The organism is Bradyrhizobium sp. C-145 (genome assembly GCF_023375135.1).
In the GTDB taxonomy this organism is placed as follows: Bacteria; Pseudomonadota; Alphaproteobacteria; order Rhizobiales; family Xanthobacteraceae; genus Bradyrhizobium; species Bradyrhizobium zhanjiangense.
Window position 1 is genome coordinate 6,152,656 of sequence record NZ_CP088150.1, and the last position, 20,824, is coordinate 6,173,479.

The 20,824-nt window shown below is 58.6% G+C and carries 9 protein-coding genes and 1 pseudogene; 6 read left to right on the plus strand and 4 right to left on the minus strand.

Annotated elements, in window-relative coordinates:
• Window positions 1-8: 8 nt before the first annotated feature.
• From LRP30_RS29125 to LRP30_RS29145, 5 genes are all read left to right on the plus strand, one after another.
• Window positions 9-2,027, plus strand: a complete 2,019-nt coding sequence (locus LRP30_RS29125; RefSeq protein WP_249756956.1) for a DEAD/DEAH box helicase — start codon at window positions 9-11, stop codon at window positions 2,025-2,027.
• A 188-nt stretch (window positions 2,028-2,215) separates the two neighbouring features.
• Window positions 2,216-7,930: a LamG-like jellyroll fold domain-containing protein gene (locus LRP30_RS29130; RefSeq protein ID WP_249756957.1), complete on the plus strand. Its 5,715-nt coding sequence runs from the start codon at window positions 2,216-2,218 to the stop codon at window positions 7,928-7,930.
• Between the two features lie 710 nt (window positions 7,931-8,640).
• Window positions 8,641-9,495, plus strand: a complete 855-nt coding sequence (locus LRP30_RS29135; protein WP_249756958.1) for a hypothetical protein — start codon at window positions 8,641-8,643, stop codon at window positions 9,493-9,495.
• On the plus strand, window positions 9,473-9,949 hold the full coding sequence (locus LRP30_RS29140; RefSeq protein ID WP_249756959.1) for a hypothetical protein: 477 nt from the start codon (window positions 9,473-9,475) through the stop codon (window positions 9,947-9,949). Before LRP30_RS29135 ends, LRP30_RS29140 begins: the two co-directional genes overlap by 23 nt.
• Before the next feature lie 212 nt (window positions 9,950-10,161).
• Window positions 10,162-10,395 carry a hypothetical protein gene (locus LRP30_RS29145; RefSeq protein ID WP_249756960.1) on the plus strand — a complete coding sequence of 78 codons (234 nt, stop codon included), beginning with the start codon at window positions 10,162-10,164 and terminating at the stop codon, window positions 10,393-10,395.
• Between the two features lie 86 nt (window positions 10,396-10,481).
• On the opposite strand, the gene LRP30_RS29150 is transcribed toward LRP30_RS29145, so the two are convergent.
• The 4 genes and pseudogenes from LRP30_RS29150 to LRP30_RS29165 all read right to left on the minus strand — a co-directional run.
• On the minus strand, window positions 10,482-11,795 hold the full coding sequence (locus LRP30_RS29150; RefSeq protein ID WP_249756961.1) for an HlyD family type I secretion periplasmic adaptor subunit: 1,314 nt from the start codon (window positions 11,793-11,795) through the stop codon (window positions 10,482-10,484).
• A complete protein-coding gene (locus LRP30_RS29155) occupies window positions 11,792-13,726 on the minus strand; it encodes a type I secretion system permease/ATPase (protein ID WP_249756962.1) in 1,935 nt (644 codons plus the stop codon). The genes LRP30_RS29150 and LRP30_RS29155 overlap by 4 nt, the downstream gene beginning before the upstream one ends.
• 868 nt (window positions 13,727-14,594) lie before the next feature.
• On the minus strand, window positions 14,595-17,267 hold the full coding sequence (locus LRP30_RS29160; protein WP_249756963.1) for an Ig-like domain-containing protein: 2,673 nt from the start codon (window positions 17,265-17,267) through the stop codon (window positions 14,595-14,597).
• 1,081 nt (window positions 17,268-18,348) lie between these two features.
• A pseudogene (locus LRP30_RS29165) lies at window positions 18,349-19,366 on the minus strand (IS3 family transposase); the annotation flags it as partial.
• A gap of 369 nt (window positions 19,367-19,735) precedes the next feature.
• Between LRP30_RS29165 and LRP30_RS29170 the strand changes: the two are divergent.
• Window positions 19,736-20,596: a 2OG-Fe(II) oxygenase gene (locus tag LRP30_RS29170; protein ID WP_249756964.1), complete on the plus strand. Its 861-nt coding sequence runs from the start codon at window positions 19,736-19,738 to the stop codon at window positions 20,594-20,596.
• The last annotated feature ends 228 nt before the right edge of the window (window positions 20,597-20,824 follow it).

Genomic DNA, 20,824 nt, shown 5'->3' on the forward strand with positions numbered 1-20,824 from the left:
GCATCCGTATGCTCAAGCGCAAACGAAACTTCGCCAGTTTCACATCGGTGGCGGTGGACGCACCCTATGCGGAGCAAGCCGCTCGTCGAGAGATTGCACTCGATGCTACCCTGCTCGACGCTTGGGGCCGAGTCTTGCCCTTCCTGCAGCCGGCCCTCGCGCGTGACCGCCTCGGCCGCTTTGTCCGGTTGGTCGGTGATCTGGAACCGCAGTTCGCTGTCCTGACGAACCGACGTTTGCGCGAAACCGCGGAGGAGCTGCGCGCATTATTGCTGTCAACTCCCCCCTACTCGCATCAAATGGCGCGTTCGTTTGCGCTGGTGCGCGAGGCGGCGCGTCGTCACGTCGGGATGCGTCTCTTTCCGGTACAATTGCTCGGCGGCGCCGCCATGATGGGAGGCGCAATCGCCGAAATGGAAACCGGTGAAGGCAAGACCTTGACGGCGCTGCTGCCGGCGATCACCGCCGCACTCATGGGACGTCCGGTTCATGTCATCACGGTCAACGATTATCTCGCGCGCCGCGACGCCGAGCAGCTCGCACCTATCTACAATGCGCTCGATCTCACGGTCGGGCTCGTCGAGCACGGGCAGTCGCGGCAAGAGCGGCAAAGAGCCTATGCAAGTGACGTCACCTATTGCACCAACAAGGAGCTTGTGTTCGACTATCTCCGCGATCGGCTCGCGCTCGGCTCCCGCCGTGCCCGTTCTCGGCTTTCTCTCGACACAATATTCAACAGCAGACTTGCTAGCCACCATCAATCACCGCTCTTGCGCGGTCTGCATTTCGCGATCGTAGACGAGGCTGACAGCGTCCTGATCGATGAGGCCCGCGTGCCATTGATCCTCTCCGGAACGCAAGAAGGACCCGAGAACGCCGGGGGCCTGCACGAGACCGCTCTAGATCTCGCTCGACGCCTGGTTCCCGGCGACGACTTTCATGTGCGCGCAAACGAGAAGTCGGTGCGGCTGACCACCCGCGGCGAGAGCCGGATCGCTCAGCTCGCTGCAGGACTACCAGGGCTATGGGCAATCCGGCGCGCGCGCGAAGAACTCGCGCAGCATGCACTTGCCGCCCTTCATCTCTACCGACGCGACGTCCAGTATATCGTCGCTGATGACAAGGTACAGATCGTCGACGAGTATACCGGACGCATCATGCCCGACCGCTCGTGGGAAGGCGGCATTCATCAGCTCATCGAAGCCAAGGAACATTGCACCATCACGGAGCGGCGCACGACCCTTGCGCAAATAACCTATCAGCGCTTCTTTCGGCGCTACATACATCTTTGTGGCATGTCTGGGACTGCGGTCGAGCCGGCAGGGGAACTGTACGGCACCTATGGCCTCCGCGTTGTACGCATCCCAACAAACCGGCCATTACGACGAACGAATGCCGGCACACGCTTGTTTCCGACGGCCAACCTCAAATGGGACGCCGTGATCGATTCAGTTCACGACATCGTTCGCAAAGGTCGCGCCGTGCTTGTCGGGACCCGCTCGGTTGAAGCCTCTGAACAAATTTCGCAGTTGCTTGGCAGATCGGGACTCGAATCCGTGGTTCTTAACGCGCGACAGGACCATGCAGAGGCCGAGATCATTGCGGGCGCGGGTCAACCGGGCCGGATTACCGTCGCTACCAACATGGCCGGCCGCGGCACCGACATACAACTACATCCTGCGGTTAGGAGCCGAGGCGGCCTGCATGTCATCCTGACCGAATATCACGAGTCCCGCCGCATCGACCGCCAACTCTTTGGGCGCGCCGGCCGCCAGGGTGATCCCGGTAGCTACGAAACGATCGTCGCGCTCGATGATGAGCTCTTCAGACGCTTTATGAACCCGAAGCTTCTTCGGTTGCTAGGCAAACGATCGAAACGAACACAGCCAATTCAAGGAGCATTAGGACGCGCATTACGCAGCTATGGCCAGCACGTGGCCGAACGCCTTCACGGGCAAGCCAGACGGACCGCCCTCGCCGAAGATCTTCGTGTCAACAGAATTCTCAGTTTCGCCGGGACTGAATGAGGGTTCGGTTTATGGAACAGCCCCCAAGGACTACCCTGCAATTCAGCCACTCGAAGCATACACAATTTTATTATTATATTTGTATTATAAACATGTGGCGAGGGCGGAGCATTGTGGTATTAATAAAGTGCAACTTAAATAATTTATTTATCAAGCAGCGATTTCGGTTCTGACATTCGGAGACAACGATGTCGGGTTCCTGGGGCCTTTTCAGCCATCTGGCACGACGGATCGTCCACGGCAGCGCGAGGAGCGATCGCAAGACGATCGTCGACGGCAAACGCGATGCTAGCCATTCGCCGCTGATCTTCGAGCCTCTCGAACCGCGCGTTCTGCTGGCCGCAGATCCGCTCGGTATCACGGCCGGTTACGCCTTTAACGAGGCCTCCGGCACCACGACGGCGGATGCGTCCGGTCACGGCATCGTCGGCACGCTCACAAACGGTCCAACCTTCACAGCCGGACGATACGGGAATGCGGTCGCACTCGATGGCGTGAATGACTTCGTCAATCTCGGCAATCCGACTGCGCTGCAATTCACGGGCAGCATGACGATCGGCGCGTGGGTTTACGTCAGTGCGTTCCCCTCCGATGATGCCGCGGTCGTGTCCAAGCGCAGCTCGAGCGAGTCCGGATATCAGCTCGATATCACCGCCGATACCGGTCCCCGCACCATCGGATTCAAGCTCACCAACAGTGCTGGCCAGCCGATGTTCCGGTATGGCGCGACGCCGCTGCAACTCAACACGTGGTACCACATCGCCGGCGTCTACGACGCTGTGAACCAGACCATGGACGTGTACGTCAATGGCACGCTCGACAACGGTCAGTTGGTCGGCACCGTTACGAATTCCCAGCAGAATTCGACAGCCAGTGTGAACGTCGGCCGCCGGGCCGGCATCACGGGCTACGAATTCCCCGGCCGCATCGATGACGTGCGCATCGCCGACCACGCGCTCACTCAGGCGCAGATCCAGACCGACATGGCAACGCCTCTCGCCGCAACGGCGGACACGACCGCCCCGACCGTGTCCCTCACGCCTCCTGCCTCGATCGTATCCGGCACTGTGAGTCTTACAGCGAGCGCTTCGGACAACATCGGCGTTATCGGCGTCAAGTTCCTGCTCGACGGCAACACTCTGATTGGCACGGAGGATACCACCTCGCCGTACGGTGTCTCATGGACCACGACCACGGCATCGAACGGCTCTCATGCGCTAACCGCGCAGGCACGTGATGCCGCCAACAACATAACCACATCGACGGCGGTCAACGTTACGGTCGACAATCAAGCGCCGACCGGCACGGTGACGATCAACGGCGGTGCCGCAGCGACTAAGAGCACCTCGGTCACACTGACGCTCACCGCGGCCGATGCCGTGACCTCCGTTAAGCAAATGCGCTTCTCCAATAACGGGAGCTCGTATTCGACGGCGGAAGCCTTCGCTTCGACCAAGGCCTGGACCTTGTCGAACGCAACGGGCACCAAGACGGTCTACGTCCAATTCATGGACGCCGCGGGCAACTGGTCGGCGGCGGCGACCGATACCATCGTGCTTGACACGACCGCACCAACGATCTCCGGGCAGACAGCAACGAACATTACCGGCAGCACCGCACGAGTTACGTGGACAACCAATGAGGCCGCGACTTCGCGAGTGGAGTATGGACTGACGACCAGTTACGGATCGTCGACGACGCTTGATGCGACCCTGGTGACGGCACACAGCGTTGCGCTAACCGGCCTTGCTCCCAACACCACTTACAATTACCGCGTCCATTCGATCGACGCCGCCGGGAACGAAAGGATCGGCTCAAACTCCACCTTCACGACGACGGCCACCCAGGACACCACGGCGCCATCGACTCCTACAGGCCTGGTGGTGGCCGCGGCTTCGACAACGCAGATCAATCTTTCCTGGAACGCCTCGACCGACAACGTAGCGGTCACCGGCTATCAGGTCTTCCGCAATGGTGCGCAAGTCGGCACCCCGACGACAACCACGTTCAGCGATACCGGCCTGTCGCCAGGCACATCCTACACTTACACCGTTCGGGCCAGGGACGCGGCGGCGAACCTCTCCGGACAATCCGCGCCGGCCAGCGCCACAACGCTGACGCCCGACACGACATTGCCGACCGCCACGATCACCGCGCCGACGGGATCTGCAACCGTCTCGGGTACGATCACAATCAGTGCCAATGCATCCGATAATGTTGGAGTGGCTGGCGTGACCTTCTTGGTCGATAACGTTGTGGTCGGCGGAGGTGAAGATACAATCTCACCCTATAGCGTGAGGTGGGATACGACCACGGTGGCGAACGGTGTCCACTCCATAATTGCACGCGCGCGTGACACATCCGGCAATACCGGTGATTCTGCCCCCGTCAGCGTGACGGTGTCCAACACCCAAGTTGCAGGTCTGGTTGCGGCCTATTCATTCGATGAAGGCAGCGGAACAATTGCGAACGATTCTTCGGGCCAAGCGAATACGGCGACGCTCAACAACGGAGTCACTTGGGCAACAAGCCAAAGCGAGCACGGCAAGGCCGCGAGCTTCGACGGAGTGAACGACTACATTACTATTCCAAACTCCGCGTCCACCAACATTTCCGGCAATGCGTTGACGTTGTCGATGTGGGTCAATCCTCAGCCTCTTGCAGGCGGAGACTCCATCTTAATCGGAAAGTTTTGGAATACGACGATGTCGTCGCCCTACTACCAGTACGGGTTGGAGCTCACGGGGGGTACCGTACCGAGCTTTCAGGTTGGAACCGCAGCTGGGGTCAAGCAAGCCGCCATGAGCGGCCAGCTTCCACTTAATCAATGGAGCCACCTCGCAGTAATCTTCAATGGCGCTCAGGTGCAATTCTACGTTAATGGCGCGCTCGTCAGTACCCAGACACTGAGCGCGACGATTGTGGCTCGAGGCAATCCGGTCAACATCGGCGCCGACGCCTCGCCAGCGCAATTCTACAAGGGTTCGATTGATGACGTACGCATCTACAATAACGTACTGACGCAGGCACAGATCCAGGCCGATATGGCCACGCCTGTCGGAACAGCCGCAGCACCGGTGCCTCACATCGACTCTCCGACCGAGGGTACTCAAGTCAGCAACATTATCACTGTCAGCGCCCACGTAGACAGCGACGTGGCGATTACCGCAGTACAGTTCTTCGTCGATGGCGTAGCGGCGAGCGCCGAGGACACGACCAATCCCTATGGGTTTACATGGGATACGAGGACCGTCACAAACGGCATGCACATGCTTTCCGTAAGCGCTCGCGACGTCACAGGCAGCGTCGGGTTCTCCGCTCCGGTGTCGGTCAACGTGGCCAACGTCAGCCACTTTCAGAATGAAATCCTCGCGACCGGGTTCGACCTGCCGACCACCATGGTGTTCCTGCCCGACGGAAAGATGCTCGTCGGAGAGCTTGGGGGAACGATACGCCTCGTGTTGCCGCCGTATACCCAGATCGAATCAACTCCTTTCCTGCAAATCACCAACCTCGGCAGGAATGGCGTGGAGCAGGGACTCTATGATATTGCGATTGATCCGAATTTCGCCACTAATCACTACCTATACGTGAGCTATACACTCGGCTCGCCGAACCATGATCGGCTCTCGCGGTTCACGATCAACGCGACCATGACGGGCATCGTCTCCGGCAGCGAGTTGGTTCTCTACGAAGACACGCAGGTTAGTGGTGCCGACCACCACGGTGGTGCAATCACCTTTGGCAACGATGGAAAGATATACTTCACAACCGGCGATGATCTTGACGCTACCGCCGCACAAGATCTCAATAGTTCACGGGGCAAGATCCTGCGTATCAATCCGGACGGCACTGTCCCAACGGACAACCCCTTCTACGACGGCGCAGGGCCCCACTACGATGCCATTTGGGCGCTCGGTCTGCGCAACCCTTATAGGGCCTTCTACGATGCACCGACCGGCCGACTCCTGATCGGCGACGTCGGAGGTAACGATTGGACAACGGCGATCGAGGAGTTGAATCTCGGCGCACGGGGCGCCAATTACGGTTGGCCCATTGTCGAGGCTCCCAACGGCAATCCAGCTTATACGGCGCCGATCTACTACTATACACACATTGTGAATGGAACGCCTCGCGATGCGGCCATCACGGCCGGCATCGTCTATCACGGAGCTCAATTCCCTGCTGCGTATGAAGGCAATTTCTTCTTTGCTGACTACGTCCAGAATTGGATCAAGCGGATGACGTTCGACGCCAACGGCAACGTTACCGGCGTCTTCAATTTCGAGCCGCTCGATGGAAGCCTCGACGGACCATATGGCGATATCGTAAAGATCGTCCAAGGTCCCGAAGGCGCCCTGTACTACGTCGATATTGGCTTTTCTGATCAGAACGTCGGACCAAGCACTTACGGCGTCAGCAAGATCCACCGCATCAGCTTTGTCGACGGCAACCTTCCGCCGGTTGTCTCAGCCTCGGCCAATCCCGTCAAAGGGCCAACCCCGCTCACCGTTAACTTCTCCAGTAACGGTTCATCCGATCCGGAAGGACAGCCTCTAACTTATTCCTGGAGCTTTGGCGACGGCGTCACATCAACGCAAGCCAACCCATCGCATACATATACAGTCGCCGGGCCGTATCAGGCTCGGCTCACGGTGTCCGACGGCGTCAATTCGACGCTTTCGACGCCGATCGCAATCAGCGTTGGCAACAGTCCGGTCGTAAGCATCCTTGCACCGACCAGCGGCGCAATCTTCAGGGCGGGCGATGTCATCACGTTCAGCGGGACCGCGAGTGATGCCGAAGACGGCACACTTCCCGCCAGTGCCTATACTTGGAATATTGATTTTCTCCACGAAAGCCACGTTCATCCGGGCACTCCAATCACCGGCGTGACCAGCGGCACGTTCACGATTCCGACCAGCGGTCATGACTTCAGTGGATTCACGCGATATCGGATCACACTGACGGTCACGGATTCCAGCGGGCTGCAATCCAGCCAATCCGTCACCATCTTCCCCGATAAGGTCAATCTCAATTTCAACACGACACCCGCCGGAGTCACACTGTATCTCGACGGCATCGCGCACGCGACGCCATTCACGTACGACACGCTGATCGGCTTCAATCACGAGATTGAAGCGCGAAATACAACCATCGGAACGACCAATTACAACTTCGCCTCTTGGTCGGATGGCGGCACTCAGGACCACACTATTGTTGTTCCAGTTGGCGGTGCCACTTACACGGCCACGTACAATGCGGTCACGGCGCCAGCGCCATTTGCATTCGTCCAGGTGAATTACGCAACGCCACAAACCAACCAAACCCAGGTATCAGTCGCCTACACGAATGCGCAGACGGCAGGGAATACTAACATCCTCGTGATCGGATGGAATAATGCCACATCGAATATTACGTCCGTCACGGACTCGGCCGGCAATGTCTATCAGATCGCCGTCCCAACCGCGCGAGGCAACGGTATCAGCCAGGCCATCTACTATGCCCCGAATATCAAGCAGGCCGCCGCCGGCGCGAACACCGTGACTGTGAACTTCAATACCGCGACTCAGTATGTAGACATTCGCGCTCTGGAATATAGTGGTCTCGTTCTCACAAATCCGTTCGATGTTGGGGCCTCGGCGGCAGGTACAAGTAATACGGCAAACAGCGGCACGGTTACGACCTCCACCGCCCACGAACTGATCTTCGGTGCTGGAACAACGTTCGGCGGATTCACCGCGGCTGGCAGTGGTTTTACCACGCGCGTTATCACGTCGCCCGATCTTGATATTGCTCAAGACCGATTTGTGACCGCGGCGGGGAGTTACAGTGCCACCGCATCTCTCGCGGGCTCCGCAGCATGGGTGATGCAGGTCGCGACTTTTAAAGCAGTGAGCTAGTCGGGTGTCACGGCTGTTGGCGCAGCCTTCGCGAACCGCTGCTAACAATCAACGCGTCTTAGCCGGCCCTCCGGCTGAATAAGTACCCCGGTGCGCGCCAATTGAATTGTTGGTGGGAGCGTTCGAGAGCTTTTCTGAACAGCGTTTTCGGCAACAGTTGGGGGGCGGAAGCCGCCCTGCTTGTCTTCGTCACAGCAATGTCTTTGCACGTCAAGCGAATAGACGCGATGAACAGACGGCTCTTCGAGCGGCCCGCAGTTTCTCCGCGATCGGTCCGCGCACCCACATCGAATTTGTCGCGGTTGACAAGCACATGGGTCGGTCTCGTCAGGATCAGTACATCAAGCCCTGGAGGCACGGTCAGTCATATCAGAAGCGCACGGTCAAGCCTTTGAACCAGGGTACGAAGCCCGTCCTGCCTTGAAAGATGGCGGCACCCGAGCTACGCGGCAGCGCCGTCGCGCTGCATCATTCAGTGCGACGATGAGCCTGATCGGCAACGCACCCAGGTCGTGTCCAAGTCAATCCCCGGCCAAGTCGTCGAATTGACGCATCGAGGTACCGGCGTGCGACTCATGCCCCACCGCCGCCGCGACAGAACCGCTAATCTCGCCGCCCAGGCGGCGATACTCTGGACGGTTGTCAAACTACACTCCTGTTGTCGTCCGAGGCTTTCACGGGTAAGTTGAACCCGCACGAGGCATTACATTGTGACTGCTTTAGAAGAACCGAATGTTCGTGGTTTCGTACCGCTACTGGCGAAGGACCTAACGCGCGGTGAATTCTTCGCGGGACTATTCGCTATCGGTTGTGCGAGTGGCCTCGCATCACGTATCATTCAATCGATCCACCGGCATGGATGGGTAGAGGCGCTTCTCGATAGCTTTGAGATCAGTGTAGTTGTCTGGATATCGTGTGCCGCGGGAGTTTCTCTCGTTCTTCAGGATCGAACGATTGGGATTCGTCCTTCAGAACTCGCCCTAGGAGCAGCCTTTGTCCTGCTCGTCATCCTACCGATCGGTCCCGTTAGTTGGCTGGCGGTAACTGCGCTCAGCCTCTACATCATCAATACCGCCAATGTCTTTTCGTCGCGGCGCGGCGCCTTGATAATGCTGGCCGTCACCATTCCCATGCTTTGGAGCCGATTGCTCTTTCATTTTTGTGCCGAGTTAATATTGCGAATCGACGCATCGCTTGTGGCTTGGCTACTGCGCACCCGCCGGACTGGAGACATCGTCGAGTTTGCCGATGGTTCCGGCGTTCTGGTCATTCTGCCAGCGTGTTCTTCGCTTGCAAACGTCTCACTCGCATTTCTGTGCTGGGTTACGCTGAGCCAGTTGGTCAGCCACAAGAAATCTGTTTACGACCTATTCTGGTCTCTGATGGCCTGCTTCTCCGTTGTAGCGGTGAATGTTACCCGTATAAGCTTTATGGGATTGAGCCAATGGCACTACGCCATGCTCCATAGTTCCTGGGGTGATGCAGTCGCGAACACAACCATTTTGAGCCTTATGGTCGGCTTCTGCATGCTGGGGGTGAGGCGTGAGCTCTCCCAACGCATTTAGATGGTGCATCGCGACCGCGCTTTTCCTGGCCATTGGATGGAAGATTGCGGTACCATTCGAGAATCCAAGCTATTTAAGGGAGGATCTGGTCAGATTTCTCGAACGGAATCACTTCAACGTCGTGGTGACCGACGAGATAGCAACGGACACGCCGATCATTCGAGCGACCAGAGCGTCATGCCAATTGCAGGTCGCAAAGCTCACTCCCGACGGATCGAACCGCAATCTCGTTCGACATCTTGCGACAGGCCTGGATCGCTCGTTCGTCGTATTTCGCGCTAAAGTGTACACCCAGCAACCGATCGCCTTGACGGTGTTGCATTATCTGTGGTCCAGATTTCTTCGCGAGCTTGGATTGATTAAGCAGATCACTCCCGTTATCGACGTGGCGGAGAGCATATCTTGCAATGCAGAACGGCTCCCCTGGACCGAACTTCAAGATCGTCTCACCTGACCCGGCGCGACCTGTTCTCGGAAACTCTCGGCAGTCGCAGCGCGGCATCGGTTCTTCTTGACCGGCGTCATTTTGTCGCCAGCCACACCTGAGAGGGCATCGACTTAAGATTGATATTGACGCGATATTTAAATTCTAGTTATATTTTCATTAGATTAATAAACGTCGTTTATTAATCTAGCCAATCGCAGCGCATTCGAGAGGACAAGAAAATGACCATTCCTGCATGGGCCCTCGCTATTTTCCTTGCAATGGCCGCAGCGGTGCCGGCCGGCGTCTATTTCACGGCCACGCTGTTCTTTCCTCCTGATCAAAGCTACACGTATGTCGGCCAGGGAACAGCCCAGGGCGCACCTGGGCCTCTTGCAGGCGCAGGGCTATCGTTCGCCGCGGTTGCCTATGGCGCGTATTGGATGATGAAGCGCCGTCAGCGCAAACGGGACTAGGCGACCGCTTGAGCCGCGCAACGGCCGCCGCGAACAGTCCAGCTGCGGCCCGCCCACGCCCCGTTCACGAACGGACTGATTAAGTATCAGCGCTCCTTGAATGCACGCTCCGCTTGATCGTGCAGTGGCTTGAGCAGATAGGACAGCGCTGTCCGACCGGCGGTCTTAATGAAGACCTCTACCGGCATGCCGGGCAGTAGCTTGGCCGAGCCGAGCTTCGCCAACTCTTCGGGCTTCAACAAGACGCGGCCCGTATAGTAACTCGTGCCGGCACGCTGGTCCTGCGTAATGTCTGCCGAGACCATGCTGACTTCCCCATCGATTTCGGGCGTGGTCTTCTGGTTGAACGCTGCAAAGCGCATTGTCGCGGTCTGCCCCACATAGACCTGGTCGATATCGCGCGGTGCGATCTTGACCTCGATTGCGAGCGAATCCGCGTCAGGTACGATCAGCATGATTTGCTCGCCGGGAGAGATCACCCCCCCGACCGTGTGGACGCTGAGCTCGTGGACGCGGCCGGATTGCGGTGCCCTGATATCGACCCGATTTAATTGATCGACCGCCGCAGTTTTGCGCTCGCCCAGTTCGGAGAGTTTCGAGCGCGTCTCGATCAGATCCTTGCCGACCTCCGTCCGCAGGTCCTGGTCGATCTGAATGATCTGGAGTCCGATTTCTGAGATCTTGCCCTTCGACTGAGCGATCATGCCAGCCAACTGACTGCGCTCGCCTTCCAGGCGGGCCGCGTCGCGCTCCAGGGAATTGAGCCGCGTGATCGGCACCAGATTTTTTTGCCAAAGGCTGCGCACGCCTTCCAGCTCCTGGCGAATAAAATCGACCTCCTTCTGCTTGGCTTCGGTCTGCCCCGTATAGCCCTTGATCTCGTTTTCCAGCTGCGCGCTTTTCTCCTGCAGCTGTGCCTTTTGGCCGCTCCTCGCCTGACGACGCAGGTCAAACAGCTTCCGCTCAGCGGTGACTACTCGGCTCGCCTCGGAGTTGTTCTCCTTGGCCCGGTCGAGCAGCAGCTTGGGAAACTTAAGCTCCTCGGCGCCATCGCGCTCGGCCTCGAGACGAGCCTGCCGCGCGAGCAGCTCATCGATGCTGTTGGTAACGATGGTCGCATTCGCAAGCGTCTGAGTCTCGTCGAGGCGGATCAAAACGTCTCCCGCATTGACCCGATCGCCTTGCCGCACGCGCAACTCTCCCACGATCCCGCCAGTGGCATGCTGAACCTTCTTGACACTCGAATCCACCACGACCACGCCTTGGGCGATCACCGCGCCCGACAATTGAGTCGTTGTCGCCCAGCCGCCGACCCCAAAGGTCACCAGAGCGAGCATGATCATTCCGACGATCATGTAACGCTGGATGGATTGCAGTGCCGGCGCTACCTGACCGCTCATCGGCCCCCTCCTTGAGCTTCCGCGACGACCTTGAGCGGCACCGGATTTCGCAACACCTTCCTGAGAACCTCCTCTCTCTTGCCGAAGGACTGAACCCTGCCCTCCCCAAGGCACAAGACATGGTCCACACCCTCAAGCGCTTTCGGTCGATGCGCGACGACGACGACAATCCCACCGCGGCGGCGCACGTTCAGGATCGCCTCGGTCAGCGCTTCCTCGCCCTCCGCGTCGAGATTGGAAGAGGGCTCATCAAGTACGACCAGGAACGGCTTGCCGTAAAAGGCGCGCGCGAGACCGATGCGCTGCCGCTGCCCGGCGGACAGGGCCAGTCCACCCTCGCCGATCTTCGTGCTGTAGCCGTCAGGCAGGGAAAGGATGAGATCGTGCGCACCCGCGGCATGCGAGGCTTCCAGCACAGAGGCAGCGGTTGCCTGAGGGTCAAACCGTGCGATGTTCATTGCAATGCTACCGTCGAACAGTTCGACATCCTGGGGAAGATAACCGATGTGCTTGCCCAGGGCGTCCGAAGACCAGTGATCGAGCGCGGCGTTGTCGAGCCGGATCCTGCCTCGCATGCACGGCCACACTCCGACCAGCGCGCGTGCCAGCGTCGATTTGCCAGATCCGCTCGGCCCGATGATTCCAACCGCCTGGCCGCTCCGCAGCTGGAACGATACCTCACTGAGAGTGGGCCTCTCCGAGTTTGGTGCGCCGATATAGAGATGCTCGACCGCGAGAGTTTCAGCAGGAGGAGGCAGTGCCAACCGTTCCTCCTCGTGAGGTAGAAGCTTCAGTAAGTGATCGAGCCGTTGGCCCGATTGCCGCGCAGCGACGAATCCCTTCCAGTTCGCAATGGCCATTTCGACGGGCGCCAGTGCCCGCGCGGTGAGGATCGATCCAGCAATGATGATGCCGGCCGTCGATTCCTGGTTGATGACGAGGACCGCGCCAACGGCAAGAACCAACGATTGCAGGATCGCTCGAAAGATCTTGGAGGCACCACCGAGCCCGTTTGCGACATCGCTGGCCCGCTCATGGGCCGCGAGATACTTCGCGTTCACATCCTGCCAACGCAAGGCCGCCTGCTGCCGCATTCCCATGGCCTGCAGAACTTCGGCATTTCGCCGCCCCTCGAGCGCCAGTGCGGTTCGCGAAACGGCGAGACGCGAGCTCGCCTTTGCCGGGCCTCGCGTGCGTCTTTCCGTGACCATCGTAATTCCGACCAGCACCAGCGCGCCGGCCAGCGCAGTGACGCCAATCCAGAAGTGAAAGAGGAAGCAGACGCCGAGATAGATCGGCATCCAGGGCAGGTCGAACAGCGCCGTCGGCCCTCCGCTCGACAGAAAGCTGCGGACCTGATCAAGGTCCCGCACTGGCTGCAGGCCGTCGCCATCGGCTCTGGTCTTCAAGGGCAGGCGAACGAGCGCGTCGAATATGCGAACGCCGAGCTTTTCATCGAAATATCGGCCGACCCGAGCGCTGATCCTGCTCCTGACGAGGTCGAGCCCGCCCTGAAACAGGTAAAGCACCGTGGCCAGAACCATCAAGGCGACCAGCGTCGGTATGCTGCGCCCGGGTAGCACCCGATCGTAGACTTGCAGCATGAAAAACGAGCCGGTGAGCATGAGCAGATTGCTCATCCCGCTGAAGGCCGCGAGAGCCCAGAATATCCGGCGGCAGGACCGCAGGAAAGCCGACAGCTCCGACTGCGGCTCATCATAGTCGCTAGCCGGCCGCGGGAGACCGGAGAACAGTCGTCGCCGCAAGACGTCGACGAGGCGCTTTGCCCAGGCGATTGGCCCTTGCGTCCGCAGTTCAGCGTCTTCCGCCCACTGTCGTGCGACAGCCCCAAGTCTCGTCAAATGCGAAAGTTGGATCCGATAACGGCTTGCTGGCAGAGGGATTACCCCCCACCGTTCAAAGTTTGTCATGACTCCCGCCCTTGAAACGTGCCTGATGTGATGATCCCCAAGAAGATCCCCAAGGCAGTCCTAAGTTTGATTTCCTGTAATCGAGCTACTGTTACGCGAAGTAGAAGTCAGATCGATTTTGCACACCGAGCTTGGCCAACTTGAGCGTGTCGCCTGCCGGTACCAGCGTGACATGATGGCATCCCGCCATTTAATCTGCTCTCCCAGCCTCTTCGACACGTACTCCACGAGGAAGTTGTTCGCAGAGCGCGATGTCGTGGCGATCTGTATCCACCACCTCATGGTTAATCAGCTTGGCCTCACGTGCCGGTCGCCATGGGCTTTTTTGGGACAAGATGGGGGCCGGGCTGAGGTATTTTTAACCAGCACGTCAACTCACGGTACTGCAATAATCGCGCGGTTTTCCTTCGATTAAATCGTCGCGCATTTCTCTGATGTCATGCCAGACGGCGAGTCTCAATACGCTTCTGTTGCGGCATGGCCGTAGCCCACAGAAATCGTTTGCTGAAAGGCCCGGCGAGCCCATCTGAGTACGAGGCCGACTCTCACATCCCATTTAATTATATTCATCTATACGCATTCGAGATCTTCTTAGCGCGATGAGAGCCGAACAAGACGATCGGTGCGAAGAAAGTGTAGCGACACGACGCGCTCGGTTGCTCGTCGGTCCGAGAATGACCATCGCGCGAAGCGTCGAACGGCTAAAGTCACGCGTATCGACCTGTCCGGGCGTTGTATCCCGCGAGCGCTGCAGCTCACGCGTAGATCAATAGAGGCAGCCAGAATAAAAAGAAGGCGGGGGACCATCCCCCGCCTTCCGTTATCTGCACCGTAGAGTGGTGGCTACACCCTCTCGCTGAACTCGTGACTACGCGAAATGGAAGTCATGGCTGTTCAGCTTGTCGAGCTGCGCGTTCTTTAGCGTGAGCGTGTCGTTCCCAGTCGCAATGACGACGTCGTGGCCTGACTGGGCCGCGTGGGAGAGAACGCTCGCAAAACTGTCGAACACGCCTTTGCTGAACTCGATCGTGTCGTGAGCAGGTCCGCGAGCGGCGAAGTCCTTGATGACATCGTGGCCGAAGTTCGACGCAAACTCAAACGTATCCGCCCCCCTCTTGCCGACCATGATGTCATTGCCCGTGGTGCCGGTCAGCGTATTGCTGCGGCCCGAGCCGATGATCGCTTCGCCCGAGCTCGTTCCGACCACGTGGCCGGTCGTGTCGACCTGCTCCGCGGTAAAGGCGTGGGTCTTGCCCGACAGATCGGCGGTGTGGAAGCTCCACTTGCCCTCATCGCCCGCCGTGACCGAACCGACCGAAGTCGTGCCATCAAACAGCTTGACTTGGCTGCCCGGGTCGGCAGTGCCCTTGATCGTCGCCGTATGATCCCAGTGCGAGCGCACGTTGGTGAAGTCCACCGTCGAGGTGCTCTCCTTGGGGCCGTGCGAGCCAATTGGCGGATCGATCGGCTGTGACAAAGCGCTGGTGTTGCCGGCAGCATCGCTGGCGGCGGCCACGAACGTGTGAGACCCGTGCTTGAGGTTGGACGTCGTCACGCTGAAGTTTCCGTCAGCGGCCGCCGTCCCTGTACCTAGTAGGGTCATACCCTCGTAGACCTTGATCGTGCTGCCCGCCTCGGCCGTTCCGGTCACCGTTGCACGATTGTGGGTCGTTGCATCACTCAACAGGACCGGAGCGTCGGGAGCAACGGTGTCCACCGTCAGCTCCAGCGCAGCCGATGCCTTGCTGGTGACGCCAGAGACCGTGTCCGTCGCACTGAAGCTGTGCTTGCCGTCAGCCAGCGCAGCAGTCGAGTAGTGCCACGCTCCGTTCGCGTCCGCCGTCACCGATCCGAGCTGAGTCGTGCCGTCGAACAGTTTGACCGTGCTGTTGCCAGCCGCAGTCCCCTCCAGGGTCAGCGTCTTGTCGTTGGTGATGTGATCACCGGCAACACCGCTGTCTGTCGAAAAAGACGCGATCTTCGGCGCGGCTGGCGCTGTGGTGCCCGTGCCCGACGTGCTTGAGTCGGAGGTACCTGAGCCGGAGGTGCCCGTCCCGGAGGTGCCTGAACCGGAGGTGCCTGAACCGGACCTGCCCGAGCCGGTGGAGCCCGACGTTCCAGAACCGATGACTGGATCCACGGGCGTCGAGGCAACGCTGACATTGCCCGCAACGTCAGTCGCCTTCGCCGTCAGAACGTGCGAACCGGACAACAAGGCAGAGGTCGTGACGCTCCACGCGCCGCTCGAGTTGGTCGTCGCCGTTCCGACCTGCGTCGTTCCGTCATACACCTTGATCGCGCTGTTCGCCTCGGCAGTCCCCGTCGCCACCACCTGATTGGCAGAGTTGACGGTGTCGCTCACGATCGTCGGTGCAGCCGGCGCCTTGGTGTCGACGGTGACAGCCACCGCAGCCGACGCCACGCTGGTCTGGCCCGACGAGTTGGTCGCGGTCGCCGTCAGCGTGTGCTTCGCGTCGGTCAGGACCTGGGTGATGTAATCCCAGCTCCCGGTCGAAGTCGCCGTCGTCGAACCGATCTGGGTCGTACCATCGTAAATCTTGACAGTGCTTCCGGCAGCTGCTGTGCCCTTAAGCTCAACGGTACTGTCGTTGGTGACGCCGTCGCCAGCCTTTCCCGTATCGTCCGAAAACGAAGCGATCGTTGGAGCGGAAGGCGCTGTCGGTGCGGAAGGCGCGGTCGGCGAGCTAGGCACCGAGCTTGGGTAAGGAATCGGATCGGTGTGGTTGTCCCATTGGACATTGCCGCTAGTGGTCACGGGGACGGCGTCGTTGCCGTAGGACGTGCCTTTCTGCTGCAAGATATAGCCGTATTCCCCCTTCCCCATGAAGTTGTTCTCGATCACGACGTTGGTGATAGTGCCGGGCAGCCCGGCCTTCTCGACAATTTGCATTGTGTACGCCGGGTCACCATTCAGCAGGTTGCCTCTGATGGTGACATCGTTGACGGAACCAAAGTCGTTATCGAGAAAGATCTCTCCCGTGCCGCCGGAATTGGGGGGTAGAAAAATCGTATTGTGCTCGATCAACACATGGTTTTGGCCACCTAGGAGGGTGATGCCGTCCCAGTGGGTCCCTTCCGGCTGGTTCGTATTAGAGGGGCCCAAGTCGTGGATATAGTTGCCAGTGATGGTGCTCGCGCCGTCCGTCAACTGGATGCCAAGAGCGACATGCGAAATGTCGTTGTTGGTAAACGTTCCGGAGCCAAGGATGCCGCTGCCGGTGCCGGGGTCGCCGATGATCGTGCAGTTCTTGATCGTAGTGCTGGGCAGTTGTTCGCAGTTGATGACACCGCCCGAGGCAATGGTGCCGGATGGACTATTAGACTGAATCACGCAGTTGCTGATGGTAACGTTAGCAGCGGCGATGGTAATCTCGCCGGTAATGATCTTACCCTCGATCACCGTACCCGGCGTCGTGATGGTCATCGGCCCCGTGTAGGGGGTGAGCGTCACGCCAGCCTGTGGGCCGGTCGTCGTCGCGTCCGGCATCCCGAAGAGTGCAGGATCAATGGTACCAGTCATGTAGATTTTTCCCTATTGTGTGGCGGCCCCTTGGATCCGCCGTCCTTTTCACATCAGCGCAAGTTTGTCCTGCTCATGCAAACGGCCTCAAGCAGGTGTGTCCGCTATTGGTCGGACAGGGATGGCTTATTTGGGACCAGACATGGGCTTAGCTGGGGTCATTTTCGTTCTCTTCGATCGTGTGCTTGACATCGTCGAAAAATGCGTTGCTCCACTAAACCTCAGAGATATTTATGCTTGCGGGATTGTGCGAAGCGCCAATTGCGCACGAGCAGCGCGCGATCGCGGCGTTACGTTATACTCGACGAACAAAGCTCTTGCTGCAACATTGCCGTACCGAGATTTATGCGGCTTAGTAAGCTGATCATCTTGACGCTTGCGGCACTCGCCTGCGCAGCATAAAGGGACCGCAAAAGTTGCTTTTCGGATTATGTTTAGTTTTATCTCATCGATAGATCTGATAACTCGACATGGCAGCACATAATTTAAATTCCGAATTTAATAACTGAAGCGACCCGCGAAGCCATCGCACGCCGACTCCGACCGACCAATTAATGAAGGATCACGCAGTGCAATCCGAGGGGGCCACGTGAAGAGACGCAACTCGCGGGCGGAGAGCAATGATGTTGACGCTGGCTCATGTCGGCCGGCGCACTGCATACTTGATCGCCCCCACTCTCGCAGCACAATGAGTTGGCTTTCTGCAACGGGCAGTGCAGCCAATTCGCTCAACCGCGGCTCGCTCTTAGGAACGGAACTATTTCTGAAACTATTATTCGTCGCGTTTTCTGCTCGAGGCCCATCTTTCTTCGTCGGTGATTTTCGCCTCTCGTTTGCTCGAGTTCTGATTTGTTGTTTCCTCCTCTATTCCCGCACGAGCTGGTCCCCCATGGGTGGGACCACGGCGACCGGTTTGTTAGTTGGATTCTGGACCGCTCCGACTTCCTGATATCACGCGGCGAACCGCACTGTCTGCTGCTGCTCCTTTGTTGCGGCTGTGGGCATGTGGGCAACGCGATAGTTTGTCCAAGCTAAGCGTCATGTCCACAGCCGTCACGCCTTCGCGCAAAATCGCCATCGACGTGCGGCCGCCCAGGGCTTGGTGCGGGCGCGTGGCAAACGCAACCCACAAAGCGATGCTGGCGTGAGCCTCGCGACCGTCGGCGTAGCCTTTGAGGTAGATGTCATCGTACTTGAGCGAGCGCCATAGCCGCTCGATGAACACGTTGTCCATCCAGCGGCCGCGACTATCCATCGAGATGAACCGGCTGCCCTGGTCGGTGTTGAAGATTTCCGGCCTGCCAGAACGCGCCAGCGCCTCCTGCAGTGCCGCGACGCAGAACGAGGTGTCCATCGTGTTCGACAGCCGCCACGCCAGCACCGCTCGGCTCGCCCAGTCCATGACCGCGACGAGATAGAGGAAGCCGCGCCGGATCGGAATGTACACGATGTCCGCGCACCCGGACCTGGTTCGGCCGCTCGATGGTAAGTCCGCGCAAGAGATAGGGGAATATCTTGTGTCGGGGCGCCGGCTTGGTCGTCCGTGGCTTCGGTCCGAGCGCCGCAATCCCCATCTTGCGCATCAGCCGCCGCACCCGCTTGCGATTGACCGGATGGCCCTCCGCCCGCAGCAACGCGGTCATCCGCCGCGAACCGAGGAACGGCCAGGCGGTGAACAACTCGTCGATCCGCCGCTGCAGCGGCAGATCGTCATCATCGTTGGCGGCCGGCGGCGGTCGATGCACGCCGGAGCGCGCCACGCCGAGTAACGCGCATTGCCGGCGCATCGACAACTCGCCACCACGGTCAACGAGCGTTCGGCGGTCCGGGGTGCGCTCATTTTCCGGACCTCTTCGCTAAAAAATCCCGCTCGATGATGAACTGCTCGATCTTGGCGTGCAGCTTCTCGACCTCGCGCACGCGGTCCACCCCGGCATCGCCGCTGCGCTTTCGAAGCGCGCGCAGCCTGATCCAGGAGCTGCTTCTTCCACGCATAGATCTGGTTCGGATGTACCTGATAGAGCCGGGCGAGATCGCTGTCGCTTGTTCCCGGAGCGCATCTTCGCCTTTAGCGCCGCATTGATCTTCCGTCTCGTCATCTGCGTCATTCCGTCTTTTTGCGACGGAACGGCCTGAAATCCAACCACTCCGATTTTCAGGGTCCACTTCAGTTCGGGATGAGATGCGCTTCCCGTCTCTGGGTCGGAACGAGGAATAGCTTTACATCATTAAATAATATAGTTAGTGAGACATGTATTTAATTGTTGCACAGTTTTTTTATTCTAGCAACCAAAAACAGCAATATTGGCAGCAGCAGTCCGTCGTCGGGACCAGAGCACCCTCGCGCCGAACAAAAGTGGCCGGCATCGGTATTTAGTGACCATATTTAAACTTAATAATCGACAACAATATCGGAAGCGATATAGTAATTTAACTGGAATTTAATACATGCCATTTGGGAGGAAAGAATGGCTGCTGAAGCTTCGCTGCTGTCCCTACGTCCTCAGTATCCAGACATGAAGTCGGTTCTTCCGCTCGGAAAGATGCAGAATGTTGCTGCATGGGCCAAGCAATACCAGGAGAATCAGCCCTTCCCCCATATTGGGATCGACGATTTCTTCGATGATAGCATAATTCGAAATCTTGTTTCGGATTATCCCGGCGAGTTCGACGCATCGTGGAACCGCACCTTCCTCGATGCCGGCACGTACGAGGAGCAAAAGCTTGGGCTCGACCGGCTGGAGGCCTTCCCGCCCTCCATTCAGCACTTTGTCAACGCTTTGAACTCACGTGTGTTCGTCGAGTTTCTCGAACGGCTTACGGGCATCGATGGCTTGATCCCCGATCCACACCTTTTCGGCGGAGGCCTACACATGATTCCGCGCGGAGGCCGCCTTGGCGTTCACGCGGACTTTAACACTCACGAAAAGCTGAGGCTTGATCGTCGCTTGAACCTGTTGCTCTACCTTAACTACGACTGGAAGAAAGAATGGGGCGGCGCGCTCGAATTGTGGGATAGGGACGTCAAGGTGAAAGTGAAGGAATACCTGCCTATTGCAAATCGTGTCGTCGTGTTCACAACGACCGACAGTGCGTATCATGGGCATCCGGACCCGTTGACGAGCCCCAAGGGACGGTATCGAAAATCCATTGCAATGTACTATTATACAAACGGCCGTCCGGAAGAGGAGAGATCTGAAAGACACACGACAATATTCAGGATGCGTCCCAACGAAATCAGAAGGCGCAAACTCCTCGACAACCTCAAGCCTTTTCTTCCGCCAATCGTCTGGCAGATCCCACGACTCTTTCGAAAGCCTAAACACTAGATAGCCCACTGATCTTGGTTGTAGCTCCGGTCCTCGTTGCGATCTGCCCGGAGCGAGTGGCCCAGTCGTATGTGTGTGGCGTGGCCGATTGGTGTGGCCGATAGGCTGAAACGCGAGCCCGTACTTGAGAGTGCGACGCTGATCTGAAAATGAGACGTGAGGAGGCTCGGGGAGATCAGACCTCGAACGCTCGGCGGATTTGGTAGCCAAAATACGATGTGACTAAAT

Coding starts and splice junctions, on each gene's coding strand:
- LRP30_RS29125 (WP_249756956.1), top strand. CDS start 9: ATGCTCAAGCGCAAACGAAACTTCGCCAGTTTCACATCGGTGGCGGTG.
- LRP30_RS29160 (WP_249756963.1), bottom strand. CDS start 17,267: ATGACTGGTACCATTGATCCTGCACTCTTCGGGATGCCGGACGCGACG.
- LRP30_RS29145 (WP_249756960.1), top strand. CDS start 10,162: ATGACCATTCCTGCATGGGCCCTCGCTATTTTCCTTGCAATGGCCGCA.
- LRP30_RS29130 (WP_249756957.1), top strand. CDS start 2,216: ATGTCGGGTTCCTGGGGCCTTTTCAGCCATCTGGCACGACGGATCGTC.
- LRP30_RS29170 (WP_249756964.1), top strand. CDS start 19,736: ATGGCTGCTGAAGCTTCGCTGCTGTCCCTACGTCCTCAGTATCCAGAC.
- LRP30_RS29150 (WP_249756961.1), bottom strand. CDS start 11,795: ATGAGCGGTCAGGTAGCGCCGGCACTGCAATCCATCCAGCGTTACATG.
- LRP30_RS29155 (WP_249756962.1), bottom strand. CDS start 13,726: ATGACAAACTTTGAACGGTGGGGGGTAATCCCTCTGCCAGCAAGCCGT.